At 69.8% G+C, this 12,147-nt stretch carries 16 protein-coding genes; 9 read left to right on the top strand and 7 right to left on the bottom strand.

Going from position 1 to position 12,147, the window contains the following annotated elements; genetic code table 11:
* Window positions 1–114: 114 nt before the first annotated feature.
* Complete coding sequence (locus ABGB11_RS03485; RefSeq protein WP_347628706.1) at window positions 115–921, top strand: SDR family NAD(P)-dependent oxidoreductase; 807 nt, start codon at window positions 115–117, stop codon at window positions 919–921.
* 45 nt (window positions 922–966) lie between these two features.
* Here ABGB11_RS03485 and ABGB11_RS03480 read toward each other — a convergent pair whose 3' ends face one another.
* The 4 genes from ABGB11_RS03480 to ABGB11_RS03465 all read right to left on the bottom strand — a co-directional run bounded on the left by ABGB11_RS03480 (window position 967) and on the right by ABGB11_RS03465 (window position 4,335).
* Window positions 967–2,424 (bottom strand): DHA2 family efflux MFS transporter permease subunit, encoded by a 1,458-nt coding sequence (locus ABGB11_RS03480; RefSeq protein WP_347628704.1) that lies wholly within the window; start codon window positions 2,422–2,424, stop codon window positions 967–969.
* Window position 2,425: 1 nt separating this feature from the next.
* Window positions 2,426–2,998 carry an NAD(P)H-dependent oxidoreductase gene (locus ABGB11_RS03475; RefSeq protein ID WP_347628702.1) on the bottom strand — a complete coding sequence of 191 codons (573 nt, stop codon included), beginning with the start codon at window positions 2,996–2,998 and terminating at the stop codon, window positions 2,426–2,428.
* Between the two features lie 86 nt (window positions 2,999–3,084).
* Entirely contained in the window at window positions 3,085–3,891 is an 807-nt protein-coding gene (locus ABGB11_RS03470; protein WP_347628700.1) for an ATP-grasp domain-containing protein, read from the bottom strand.
* 9 nt (window positions 3,892–3,900) lie between these two features.
* The gene (locus tag ABGB11_RS03465) at window positions 3,901–4,335 is read right to left on the bottom strand and encodes an ATP-binding protein (protein ID WP_347628698.1); all 435 of its coding nucleotides are present in this window, start codon (window positions 4,333–4,335) and stop codon (window positions 3,901–3,903) included.
* Between the two features lie 172 nt (window positions 4,336–4,507).
* Between ABGB11_RS03465 and ABGB11_RS03460 the strand changes: the two genes are divergently transcribed.
* Both ABGB11_RS03460 and ABGB11_RS03455 read left to right on the top strand, forming a co-directional pair.
* Window positions 4,508–5,392 carry a helix-turn-helix transcriptional regulator gene (locus ABGB11_RS03460; RefSeq protein WP_347628696.1) on the top strand — a complete coding sequence of 295 codons (885 nt, stop codon included), beginning with the start codon at window positions 4,508–4,510 and terminating at the stop codon, window positions 5,390–5,392.
* Window positions 5,389–5,592, top strand: coding sequence for a DUF397 domain-containing protein (locus ABGB11_RS03455; protein ID WP_347628694.1), 204 nt, complete (start codon window positions 5,389–5,391; stop codon window positions 5,590–5,592). Before ABGB11_RS03460 ends, ABGB11_RS03455 begins: the two co-directional genes overlap by 4 nt.
* Window positions 5,593–5,718: 126 nt before the next feature.
* Here ABGB11_RS03455 and ABGB11_RS03450 read toward each other — a convergent pair whose 3' ends face one another.
* The 3 genes from ABGB11_RS03450 to ABGB11_RS03440 form a co-directional block, all read right to left on the bottom strand.
* The gene (locus tag ABGB11_RS03450; protein ID WP_347628692.1) at window positions 5,719–6,498 is read right to left on the bottom strand and encodes a hypothetical protein; all 780 of its coding nucleotides are present in this window, start codon (window positions 6,496–6,498) and stop codon (window positions 5,719–5,721) included.
* A 52-nt stretch (window positions 6,499–6,550) separates the two neighbouring features.
* On the bottom strand, window positions 6,551–7,093 hold the full coding sequence (locus ABGB11_RS03445; RefSeq protein WP_347628690.1) for a hypothetical protein: 543 nt from the start codon (window positions 7,091–7,093) through the stop codon (window positions 6,551–6,553).
* A 104-nt stretch (window positions 7,094–7,197) separates the two neighbouring features.
* On the bottom strand, window positions 7,198–7,635 hold the full coding sequence (locus tag ABGB11_RS03440; RefSeq protein ID WP_347628688.1) for a nuclear transport factor 2 family protein: 438 nt from the start codon (window positions 7,633–7,635) through the stop codon (window positions 7,198–7,200).
* 210 nt (window positions 7,636–7,845) lie between these two features.
* Here ABGB11_RS03440 and ABGB11_RS03435 point away from each other — a divergent pair, with 210 nt between their 5' ends.
* The 6 genes from ABGB11_RS03435 (at window position 7,846) to ABGB11_RS03410 (ending at window position 12,141) form a co-directional block, all read left to right on the top strand.
* Window positions 7,846–8,133, top strand: a complete 288-nt coding sequence (locus ABGB11_RS03435) for a hypothetical protein (RefSeq protein WP_347628686.1) — start codon at window positions 7,846–7,848, stop codon at window positions 8,131–8,133.
* 106 nt (window positions 8,134–8,239) lie between these two features.
* Window positions 8,240–8,794, top strand: a complete 555-nt coding sequence (locus ABGB11_RS03430) for a GNAT family N-acetyltransferase (protein WP_347628684.1) — start codon at window positions 8,240–8,242, stop codon at window positions 8,792–8,794.
* 93 nt (window positions 8,795–8,887) lie between these two features.
* Window positions 8,888–9,412, top strand: coding sequence for a CopG family transcriptional regulator (locus ABGB11_RS03425; protein WP_347628682.1), 525 nt, complete (start codon window positions 8,888–8,890; stop codon window positions 9,410–9,412).
* 75 nt (window positions 9,413–9,487) lie between these two features.
* Window positions 9,488–10,333, top strand: a complete 846-nt coding sequence (locus tag ABGB11_RS03420) for a DUF4097 family beta strand repeat-containing protein (RefSeq protein ID WP_347628680.1) — start codon at window positions 9,488–9,490, stop codon at window positions 10,331–10,333.
* Window positions 10,334–10,363: 30 nt separating this feature from the next.
* Complete coding sequence (locus tag ABGB11_RS03415; protein WP_347628678.1) at window positions 10,364–11,341, top strand: ATP-binding cassette domain-containing protein; 978 nt, start codon at window positions 10,364–10,366, stop codon at window positions 11,339–11,341.
* A complete protein-coding gene (locus tag ABGB11_RS03410; protein ID WP_347628676.1) occupies window positions 11,338–12,141 on the top strand; it encodes an ABC transporter permease in 804 nt (267 codons plus the stop codon). The genes ABGB11_RS03415 and ABGB11_RS03410 overlap by 4 nt, the downstream gene beginning before the upstream one ends.
* Window positions 12,142–12,147 lie beyond the last annotated feature (6 nt).

The raw sequence follows: 12,147 nt of genomic DNA, 5'->3' as shown, positions 1-12,147 counted from the left end.
TCGGCAGGCTGGACGATCCCGTGCCGTCCTGACGCAACCGGGGGCCGCGGGGCGGGGTTCATGGGGGCGTGGCGCGTCCGGTGTGGGCGTGTCCGTCCTAGGAGAGGGGAACCCATGGATCTGCGGCTGTCCGGACGGGTCGCGATGGTCACCGGAGCGTCGAAGGGGATCGGCCTCGCGATCACCCGCACCCTGCTGGACGAGGGCGCGCGCGTGGTCGCGGTGTCGCGCAAGCCGGGCCCGGAGCTCGACGCGCTCGCCGGCCCGAACCTGCTGCACGTCGCGGCCGACCTCATGGACCCGGACGCCCCGGCGCGGGCCGTCGAGAGGGCGGTGGAGGTGTTCGGCGGCCTCGACGTCCTGGTCAACAACGCGGGCGGACCGCCGCCCGGCACGAGCCTGCCGCGGTTCGGGTTCCTGACGCTCACCGACGACGACTGGCGCGACATGTTCGAGTTCAACGTGGTCGCCGCCGTCCGGGCGGTGCGGGCGGCGATCCCGCACCTGCTGGAGAGCGACGCGGCGTCGATCGTGAACGTCTCGTCGGGCAACGGGCGGCGTCCCGGGCCGATGAACTTCGACTACAACGCGGCGAAGGCGGCGATGAACAACCTGACGAAGGGCCTGTCGGAGGAGTACGCGCCGCAGGGCATCCGCGTCAACACGGTCTCGCCCGGCCCTGTCCGGACGCCGTGGTGGACCGACGAGGGCGGCGCCGCCGACATCATCGCCGGCGCCACCGGCTCGGACCGCGACGCGGTGCTGGACGGTGGCGCGGCCGAGATGATGGGCCTCACGACCGGCCGGCTCGCCGAGCCGCAGGAGATCGCGGACGTGGTCGCGCTGCTGGCGTCGCCCCGGTCGGCGAGCACGACGGGCGCGGACTTCGCCGTCGACTCCGGTTTTCTCAAGGAGATCTGAGCCGGTCGGGCGGCCCCTGGCGATCGTGCCGGGGCCGCCCGCGGTTCATCCGGCCGGACGGCGCGGCAGCAGGAGCGCCGGGATGAGCGCCAGCGCCATCAGGCCGATCGCGAACAGGTAGGTGTGCTGGAACGTCTCCGCGAGCGGTCCGGCGAGCTCCTCCGTCCCCATCCTGTGGACGGCCCGGAGCGGACCGCCCTCGCCGTCCGGGACCAGGTCGCTCATCAGCGCGGACAGGACGACCGACGTCGCCGCCATCCCGACCGCCCCCGACATCGTGTTGATCAGGTTGACGGTCGCGCTCGCCGCCGGGGCCCGGTCGTGCGGCAGGCCGCGGGTCGCCGCCGTCATCGCCGGCATGACCGTCGAGCCGCCGCCCGCGCCCATGAGCAGCATCGCCGCGCACAGGCCCCAGTACGAGGAGTCCGCGCCGAGCTGGACGGTGAACAGCCCGAAACCGGTGAGGGCGGTCGCGATCGACACCGGGACGAGCCGTCCGGGCGGCACCCGGTCGATGATCCGTCCCGCGACCTGCATCGCCGTCCCCGAGCCGAGCGCGAACGGGATGCCGAGAATCCCCGCCGTCGTCGCGCTCTCCCCCCGGACGACCTGCAAGTACAGCGGGAGGAGCAGCATCGTCCCGAAGTACCCGAACGAGAACAGCGTCAGCGTGCCGGTGGCGGCGGCGAACGTCCGGTCCCGGAACTGGCGCAGGTCGATCAGCGGGTTCCGCGCGGTCAGCGCCCGGACGGCGAACCCGGCGACCAGCACCGCACCCGCGATCAGCGGCACCAGCACGCCCGCCGAGCCGAAGCCGCCGCGGTCGCCGCCGGTCGTCACGCCGTAGAGGACGGCGGCGATCCCGGGCGAGAGCATGAGCAGGCCGGGAACGTCCAGCGGCTTCCGCTCCGCCGGGACGTCGCGCGGGAACAGCCGGGCGGCCAGCGCGACCACCACCACCGCGACGGGCAGGTTGACGAAGAACATCCACCGCCAGGACACCTCGTCGATCAGCCATCCGCCGAGGACGGGCCCGGCCAGCGGCCCGACGAGGATCGCCAGGCCGAGCGTGCTCATCAGCCGTCCGAGCTGCTCCGGTTCCGCGACGCGCAGCAGGATCGTCATCCCGACGGGCATCACCAGCCCGCCGCTGAACCCCTGCACGACCCGGAACGCGATCAGCGACTCGATGTTCCACGCCAGCCCGGCGAGCACCGACCCGGCCGCGAACGCCGCGATGGCGCCGAGGTACAGGCGGCGGGCGCCGAACCGTCCGACGGCCCACGCGCTGGACGGGATCATCGCCCCGAGCGCCAGCGAGTAGCCGGTCGCCACCCACTGGATGGTGCCGAGCGGCGCCCGGAAGTCCTGCGACAGCCGGTTGATGGCGATGTTCACCACGGTCATGTCCAGCGTGATCATGACCGAGCCCAGGACCAGCACGAGCACGATCGCCATCGGCCGGGTCCTGGTCTGCGGCGCGGCCTCCGCCAGTGCGGTCATCTCAGGCCCCGTACGGGCGCGCGACGCGCGCGTCGCGCAGCGCGTGCCCCCACCAGGCGAGCTGGTCGAGCATCCCCTTGGCGGCGGCGCCGGCGCCCTCGGCGTCGACCGGCCGGCCGTCGGTCTCGAACCAGTTCCACGGGCTGTGGAAGCTCACCGTGTCCCGGATCGTGACCGCGTGCAGCTCGGCGAAAACGCCCCGCAGGTGCTCGACGGACCGCAACCCGCCCGACAGCCCCCCGTACGACACGAACGCGACCGGCTTGGCCCGCCACTCGTAGAAGTGGGTGTCGATCAGGTTCTTCAGCGTGCCGGGGTAGCTGTGGTTGTACTCGCAGGTCACAACGGTGTAGGCGTCGGCCTGCGCCAGCTTCGCGGTGACGTCCGCGAACCTCTCCGACGTCCGCGCGCCGAGCGCGACCGGCGGCGGCTCCTGCGCCACGTCGACCACGTCGACGATCAGGTCCTGGCGCTTGCGGGCCTCGCCGGCGAACCACTCCGCCACGGTCGGGCCGAACCGGCCCTCCCGCGTGCTGCCGATGATGATCGCGAGGCGAAGCGGGGTCTCGGTCATGGGGTCACTCCTCACATAGCTCGATGACGTGCTCGAAGCTACGAAGGGCGACGGGGACCGCTCATCTGTCAGATGACTGGGGTGCCCTACCTGTCCATGTCGAGGGAGACCTCCTCGACGGCCCAGTCACGGTCGGTCGCGGCGATGTGCTCCCGGCGCAGGCACGACCGGGCCAGCACCCGAAGAACCTGTTCGGGGTCGCACCCGTAGAGGCCCGCACCCCAGGCGGCGTTGGCTTCCACGACCGCCCAGCCGCGATCGTGGATGCGTCCTATGTCGAGGACGGTCCCCGGCGGAACGGGCACCTCTTCGAGGACGAGGGCGGCGTACTCGTTGGCCTCATGGACGTCTTGCTCGGCGGCATGCCACTGGCCGTCCTCGGTGAGGGCGAGTTCGCCGTCCAGCAGGTAGGGGGACATGGTGACGACCTGGCCTTCGAGGACGTGGCAGCGGAATTCCACGTCCCACCGGACGGGCTCGCTGACGAACACCGGAGTTTCATCGGGCAGGACGTCCTGGCCAGGAAGCTCGTCCGGCGAGTGGTGCACCTTGCCTTCGAACGCCTTACGCCCATCCGCAGGCTTCACGAACGCAGGCTCAGAGAAGCCCTGCCGCAGCTCGCCGAGCGTCGACACCTCAATACTCCGGCGCCGATGCCGCTCGGGAAGCCCCGGCAACCATCCTTGCGGCACATCAAGAAGCGCGACACCGACCTGCGAAGCGATGACCTCCACGAACGTGGGCTCCCCATAAAGGGCCATGTCCTGTCCCCGCATATGCGCCGGCGCCCGCCACCCGCCCAGCCGCTCGGCCTTCCACCCGAGCCGCCCGGCCGCGGCACGCAGCACCTTCGAGTCGGACGTGTAACGCGGTGAAAGCACGAGGAGCGGCATCGGCCAAGACTAAATGGCGGGCAAGCCGTTTACCGCATGAAATTCCGCCCACACGGCGGAGCCGTTCAGCGCGGGGTGCGAGCCCCAGCTCTTGGAAAGGGCGTCGACGAGCAGCAGGCCGCGCCCGTCCTCCGCGCAGAGATCGGTGCACACGCGCGGCTGCTCCCGGGCGCCACCCTGGTCGAGGACGGTCACGCGCAGGACGTCGTCGCGGGCGCTCACCACGACGGTGACCTGACCGCCCGCGCCGGACGCGGTGTGCTCGACGGCGTTGGCGACCAGCTCGTCCACGCAGAGCACGATGTCGGCCATGGCCTCGTCCTCCACCTGCGGCACGAGCCCTCGCACGAAGTCCCGAGCCACCCGCGCGGACCTGGCCACCCCGGGCATCGTGATCGTCCCGAGCAACCGCAGCTCTCCCGCCTCTCGCTCACGCCACGTCATTGCCTCACTCCCTCCGGTAACCGACGCCCGCCAGCATGAAACGCCAGGTGAGCGCCCACAACCGCCTTGCCGGAGACAGGGAGACGAGCACTCCGGGAATCAGCGAAAGCGGGATTTCCCGATTCCCCGAACCGTGGTGACACACTGTGTTGAGTCCATGACAATCGGTGTCATGGCGAATCGACCCCCGACCGTTCGCCGCCGGCGACTCGGTGCCCAGCTACGCAAGCTCCGCGAAGATCGGGGCCTGACCCTCGACCAGGCCGCCGCGTTCCTCAGCATCTCCAAGTCGGCCCTCAGCCGGATGGAGAACGCCCAGGTCGTCGCGCGTGCTCACGAGGTCAACTACATCCTCATGATGTACGGCATCGAGGAAGGCGACGACCTGAGGACCGCGCTTATCGGCCTGGCCACCGGTGGCCGCTCCCGCGATTGGATCAGACGCCAGAAGCTTCTCGGCGAGGGACCGAACTACAGCGAGTACATCCTGCTTGAACAGGACTCTTCGAAACTCTTCGTCTACCACGTCGACCTGATCCCGGGACTCCTGCAAACGCCGGAGTATGCGCGCGCCGTCATGACCTCCGTCCCTGGCAGCGCCGACAGCGACATCGACCGGGCGGTGGGCTATCGCATGGCGTGCAAAGAGGCGTTGACCAGACCCGATCCCTTGTCGCTCAACGCCGTGATCGGTGAGGCGGCCGTCCGTCAACAGATGGGCGGACGAGAGGTGATGATCGAGCAGCTTGAGCACCTGCTCGAACAGCTGGATCGTCCCAACATCACATTGCAGGTATTTCCCTTCACCGCCAACAGAAATCCCGCTGTTGACGGATCCTTCGGGATCCTTCACGTTGACGCTGGGAACTTCCCCATCGTGACCATGGACGGGTTCCGGCGACGGATCTTCATCGAAGAAGACGAGGACGTCGCCGCTTACCAGGCCGTCCAGGAGGAGTTGTGCCGGCTCGCGCTCCCTGAAACCGAGAGTCGGGAGCGGATCGAACAGGCCATCCTGGACCTCCGAACCGACGTGGTCGAGAGGAACAGCAGGTGACCGACTGGCGCAAGAGCAGTCACAGCGGCAGCCAGCCAGAGACATGCGTCGAGTGCGCGTGCCTGGCTTCTGGGCGGGACGGTGCGGTTGGGATTCGTGACTCGGTCGATCCAGATGGGCCCCGCCTCATACTGCACCCGCAGGCATGGCGGTCGCTGCTCACTCGGCTCAAGCAGGATGCCTCCGAGCGCACAGCCTGACGCGGCCAGGGAGGAAGGGGCGGGCCGCGGCTGGCTGGGTGCGACCCGTTCACCGGTCGGCGTCTCCGAGCCGCCCTCCGCGCCACCATCGGCCATGGACCTGCGGTCACGCCCCGGCCAGCGGTGTCACCCGGAGGTGAACTGGGCGAGTCGTTCCTTCCATCGGACGGCTGCCGCTGGGCCATCCTCCTCTTCCGTGAAACTTACGAGCAGTCGGTATCCGATGACGGCGACCTTCGGATGGGATTTCTCGGAGCGTTCCACGATAGCTGTCGCACGGTCGATATCCCGTTTCTCCAGTGTCAGTTCGAGGAGCGTGGTCCCGGCCGAGACAGCTGCCCGAGAATCCATGAAAGAGCCGCTGTCGATCGCATATTCCCACAACTCGGAGGTGAAGTCGGTCGCCGCCACGAGTGCGAGTGCCTCACCGGCCGCCTCGCCGTTCTCGTCGCGCAGGTAGCGGTCGGCCATATCGATCGCGATGTGGCCCGCATCGCTGATCTCAAGGTCGCCGCCCATACCGTAGATCATGTCGGCCGCGTCGTCGAAGTACCCTTCGCAGACGGCGACACCGAATTCGCCGACGTTCGAGGGCTCGTACACCCTGGTCAACAATGCGGCCGCGTCATCTTCCCGCCCGTTGAGTACGAGGGCATAGGCTTGCACGGCGGGGGACTCCCAGCCGACACGTCGGCGCGCCTCGGAGATCACCTCCGGCTCACGGAAGGTGAGCGCTTCGCGATACGCGACACGCGCCTCATCAAAGAGTCCGTCGCGATGCAACACAAGCGCGATTTCCAGGGCTGCCATGGCGGCGGCACGGTCGTTGTTCGCCTCCATTAGCTGCTCGTACTTCGCCCGGACGACATCGATGCTCGGCGACCCGCCATCGCTATGTTCAGTCACGGTTGAGGATGGTAGGGCATTCCTGCGACAGCCATCGCGACGACAGGGTCGCCTACGCTGCGGCTGGAACCAGTGGCTCTAGTTCGTGTCCTTCTGAATGGACGAGTATGAACTCGGGGTCGGTGCGTCGAGCCGCAGACAGCAACCGGGTCATGACATCGGACGTCAGATCGAGACCGAGCCCGGAAGCGACACGTCTCTGACTTTCCACGAGGTCAGGGATGTCCTCGATGAACTCCGCCCGGCATTTCTCGGAGATCGCCTGCATGCCGCCCACACCGTCCTGCCAGCCTGAGAGGCAGGTCAGCCACCAGGGCGCGACGACGACAAGGGTCAACAGGTCGGTCAGGTTCTCCGCGACCAGGCTCGTCATTCCGTCGCACGACAGGTAGAGCACCGGCCGTTCTTCGCCGCCCTGACCGCAGAAGAAGTAGCCGGCCCCGCTCGCCGCGCCTGCGATGGCTTCCTTCGGCTGCCCGGATCGCAGTGTCTCGTCCTCGCCGACCCAGTACGGCCGTTCGAGGTCGAAGTCGAACGGAAAGACGAGCAGCCGGGTTATCTCAGGATCGTCCTTGATGCATTGGATGAGACTCATCCGCCAGATCCTAGATCGATGGCCACGGCGAAGATCACGACCGTTGGAGTCTCGGGCCAACGCGGCCACCGCGCCTCGCGCACGCGGCGAGGTGGAGGCGCTGATCAGTGCGCGAAGGCCTGGGCGACGGCGAGGCTGTCTTCGTAGACGTGGTGCCGCGTGACGAGACCGTCCTCGACCGTGAGGTGCAGCGCGAACCGGGCACGATAGGCGCGCCCGGTGGACCGGGCCGTCTGCTTGATCTCGCCCAGCACCACCGCGTCATCACCGTCCACCAGAAGGCGCTCGACCTGCGTGGCGGCCTTCTCAGGGACGTGATGCTCGGCGATTTGCTGGAAGTGAGCAGCGGCATCGGCACGGCTGGACCGGTGCCGGATCCAGGGCGTGGCGGCACGGCCGTGCTCGCTCTCGGGCCAGTCCAGCTTCCAGTCGCTGTGCTCGGCGTACATCGCGGCGATCTGTTCCGGGTCGCCTTCACCGATCCGGCGCAGCAACTCCTCCACCACTGCTCGCGTGCTCGTAGGCGTGGAAATGGCAGCCATGGTCGGCCTCCTCAGATCAACGAACCGGGTCGGACGAGCCAACCTTGGCAGCCCCACCTACAGTGCGGCGATTACCTGACACGTAATCGCCGAGGGTCGGCGGCGCCGGGCCGGTGACCGCCGCGCGCTGGGCACCCGGTGGCGCCGCCTGACCGCAGGCCGCCAAGCCCTGCTCGTCGCTGGCCGAGGCGTCCCGGGCAGCCTCGACCAATGCGTTCGTGCTGCTTCGGCACCGCGCTGAGCCGGGGCGCCCCCAAGGGGGTCCAGGCGGTGGGCCGCGCTCTGGGACGTTTGCCCGGCATGTCGACGCCGCGGCGCTCGGGACCGCTGCTGGCGGCGATGGCCCTCGACGACAGGTGGGCGGACGTGCGCGGCGGCGCGTTCGTGGTGAAGACCAAGCTGACCGTGGTGCGGCCGGTCGCCCACGACCGCGCCCGGGAGGGACGCCTGTGGGAGGCCACCGCCGAGCTGCTCGAACGCGCACGCGCGCCGCGCTGACACCTCACCGACCGCGACAAGCCCGACGGAGGGCGCTGGATGAGACGGTGTCGTGGTGCTCACGCTTGCGGAGATTGCTGAGAATCCGGGTGTTCTGACGTACCGCATGAGACTGCCCGATGGCTCGGCGGTTGTGCTCCGGCCGCTTGAGCACGCCGACGCGGATGGGCTCGCCGGATTCCTGCGGGGGCTTTCGGACGAGTCGCGGCGGTTCAGCACGTTCGACGGGTACGACCTTGCGGCGGCCCGGGAGCTGTGCGACGCGATCGCGCGGTACGACAAGCTTCGCCTGGTGCTCGAAGACGCGGCTTCTGGGGCGATCATCGGCCTCTTCGAGCTCAGCCTCGCGCTCGTGGACGGGGACGTGGCGCGTTACCAGGCGGCAGGCGTCCACCTCACCATGACGACCGCCTGCCGCTTCGGGCCCACTCTGGCCGACGCGTTCCAGGGCCGCCAGGTGGGGACGCTGGCCTTCCCGCTCATCACGGACGCCGTCCGGAAACTGGGCCGGACGAGGATCATCCTGTGGGGCGGCGTCCTCGCCGACAACGCCCGTGCCATCCGCTTCTACGAGAAGAACGGCTTCCGGTACATCGGCGCGTTCACCGGCCCGGACGGACTCCGGTCGCTCGACATGATGCTCGATCTGAGTCCCGGCTAGACCGGGCCGTTCGACCCCCGTGTGACGCCAACGTGAGGCGAAGTGACGTCACATCGGCTTGACATGACGTCATGATGGCGTCATAGTGATGGCATGGATCTGATGCCCTACGTGGAGAACCTCCGCCGTGAGCTGGCCGTGGCCGCGGAGGCCGGCGGGCCGGACGCTCGCGAGCTGGCCGAACGCCTCAGCGGTGCTCTCGCGTCGGCCGCCAGGCTGGCGCTGCTGGAGGCGCTGTCGGCCGCGGCGGACGAGATCACCGGCGATCTCGCTCCGGGCTCGGTCGAGGTGCGGCTGCGCGGCGGCGACCCGGCGTTCGTCGTGACGCCGCCAGAGCCCGCGACGCCTTCGCCCGGCGGGGCGGAACCGGCGCGGGAACCCGTCCGGGAGCCGGTGCCGCCGTCCGCGGACGAGGGCGGCACCGCGCGAATGACCCTGCGGCTGCCCGAGAACCTCAAGGTGCGCGTGGAGGAGGCGGCCGGCCGGGACGGGATCTCCGTCAACGCCTGGCTGGTCCGCGCGATCTCGGCCGCGTTCGAGCCCGGCGCCGGAAGCCGTCCCGCCGACCGGACGCAGCAGCCCCACAGCGGACGCAGTTACACCGGCTGGGTGCGCTAGCGCGCCTCGGCCCTACCACTCATCGCCCGGCCCGAGGCCGGGATGCCCCACCGAACCCATGAGGAGGGCTCCGCCATGCCTGCTTTCGACACTCCCGAACCGATCACCGCCGACATCCAGGTCTACAGCGGCCAGGTCCGCATCCACGCCGGCGACCGCACCGAGACCGTGGTGGAGGTGCTGCCGAGCGACCCGGACGCCGAGGCGAGCGTGCAGGCCGCCGAGCGGACGACCGTCGAGTTCTCCGGCGGACGCCTGCTGGTCAAGGGCCCGAAGCCCAAGGGACTCGCGCACCTGCGCTCCTGGCGCGGCTCCATCGAGGTGACCGTCGAGCTGCCGGCCGGGTCCCGCGTCGAGGCCGAGGTCGCGACGGATCTGATCGCGACCGGTCCGCTCGGCGAGACCGTCCTGCACAGCGCGAACGGCGACCTGCGCCTGGAGGAGACCGGCCCCCTGGAGGTCAGGGCGTCCAACGGCGACATCACCGTGGACCGGGTGACCGGCCCGGTGGAGGCGACCGCCTCCATTGGGACGATCCGGATCGGGACCATCGACGGCCCCGGCACGGTGAAGACCTCCACCGGCTCCATCGGCATCGGCGAGGCGACCGGTGACCTGGACCTGAAGACGGGCACCGGCCACATCGACATCGACCGCGTGCCGGCCGGCGTCACCGCGAAGTCCGCGCACGGCCGCATCCGGATCGGCGCCGCGGTGAGCGGCACCGTCCGCCTGGAGAACGGCTACGGCAAGGTCGCCGTCGGCATCGCCGAGGGCACGGGCGCCTGGCTGGACCTGCACTCCAAGAACGGCGTGGTCCGCAGCAGCCTGACACCCGCCGAAGGCCCCGAAGACGGCGGCAAGGTCCTGGAGCTGTACGCGCACACCAACTGGGGCGACATCGACGTCCACCGGGCCTGACCTCTCAACGACACCGGCAAGGAGCCCCCCATGAAAGACGCGATCACCGCCGAAGGGCTGGTCAAGAGATACGGCGAGGTGACGGCCCTGGACGAGCTGACCTTCTCCGTCCCGCAGGGCACGGTGCTCGCCCTGCTGGGCCCGAACGGCGCAGGCAAAACCACGACGGTGCGAGTCCTGACCACGTTGCTGCGTCCCGACGGCGGCCGGGCCACGGTCGCCGGGCACGACGTCGTCCGGGACGCCGCGCGGCTGCGCGCGCACATCGGCCTGTCCGGCCAGTACGCCGCCGTCGACGAGCACCTCACCGGCGCCGAGAACCTGGAGATGATCGGACGCCTGTACCACCTGGGCGCCAAGCGCAGCCGGGCCCGCGCCCGCGAGCTGCTGGAGCGCTTCGACCTCACCGGCGCCGCGGACCGTCCGGTCAAGGGCTACTCCGGTGGCATGCGCCGCCGCATCGACCTGGCCGGCGCGCTGGTCGCCGACCCGCCGGTGCTGTTCCTGGACGAACCCAGCACCGGCCTCGACCCCCGCGCCCGCGCCGCGCTGTGGGACACCATCTCCGACTACGTCGCGGGCGGCGGCACGCTGCTGCTGACCACCCAGTACATGGAGGAGGCCGACCGGCTCGCCGACCGGATCCTGGTGGTCGACCACGGCCGCGCCATCGCCCGCGGCACCGCCGACGAGCTCAAGGACCAGGTCGGCGGCAACCGCATCGAGCTGGCCGTGACCGACGCCGGCGAGCTGGAGACCGCCCGGCAGGCCCTCGCCTGGGTCGCCGTCGGAGCCATGCGGACCGTCCCGGAGTCGCTGCGGATCACGGTGCCGGTCACCGGCGGGCCGGAGGCGCTCCGCGAGGTCCTCGGCCGGCTCGCCAAGGAGGGCGTCCGCGTCCGGGACGCCGGGCTGCGGCGCCCCACCCTCGACGACGTCTACCTCACCCTGACCGGGCACCGGGCGTCCGGCACCGAAGACCCGCAGGCCAAGGAGGCCGTCCGATGAACGCGCTCACCATGCCTCTGGCCGACGGCTGGACGATCGCCAGGCGCAACACCCTGAAGATCAGGCGGTCGCCGGACATGCTCGGCGGCGTCGTCATGCTCCCGATCGTGCTCGTGCTGCTGTTCGCCTACGTCTTCGGGAGCGTCATCGACGTCCCCGGGATGCCGTACAAGGAGTTCCTGCTCCCCGGGATCTTCGTCCAGGCGGTGATCACGGGCGCGCAGATCACCGGCTACACCCTCACCCTGGACCTCCAGAAGGGCATCTTCGACCGGTTCCGCTCGCTGCCCATGGCGCCGTCCGCGGTGCTGATCGGCCAGACCATCAGCGACCTGCTGATGAACCTCGCCGGCCTCGTCGTCATGGGAACGATGGGGCTGATCGTCGGCTGGCGGGTGCACACCTCGCCCTACGAGGCGGTCCTCGGATTCGGGTTGCTGCTGCTGTTCGCCTACGCCTTCTCCTGGGTCACCGCGGCGGTCGCGCTGGCCCTGCGCACCCCCGAGAGCTTCAACAACATCGCGACCATGGTCTCGTTCCCGCTGGTGTTCATCTCCAACGCCTTCCTCGACAGCTCCGAACTGCCCACGCCGCTCCGCGTCTTCGCCGAATGGAACCCCGTCTCCGCCTTCACCCAGGCGGCACGCGAACTCTTCGGCAACACCAGCCCCGCGCTGAAGACCTCGGACGCCTGGCCCGTCCAGCACGCCGTCCCGGTGTCACTGCTCTGGATCGCCGTCATTCTCGTCGTGTTCGTCCCTCTGGCCACCCGCCTCTACAAGAAAGCGGTCAGCGCTTGACCGGCG

Source organism: Actinomadura sp. B10D3, from assembly GCF_039871695.1.
Taxonomy (GTDB): domain Bacteria; phylum Actinomycetota; class Actinomycetes; order Streptosporangiales; family Streptosporangiaceae; genus Spirillospora; species Spirillospora madurae.
The sequence above is the reverse complement of the archived record's forward strand: the minus strand, read 5'-3'. Positions and strand labels throughout refer to the sequence as shown.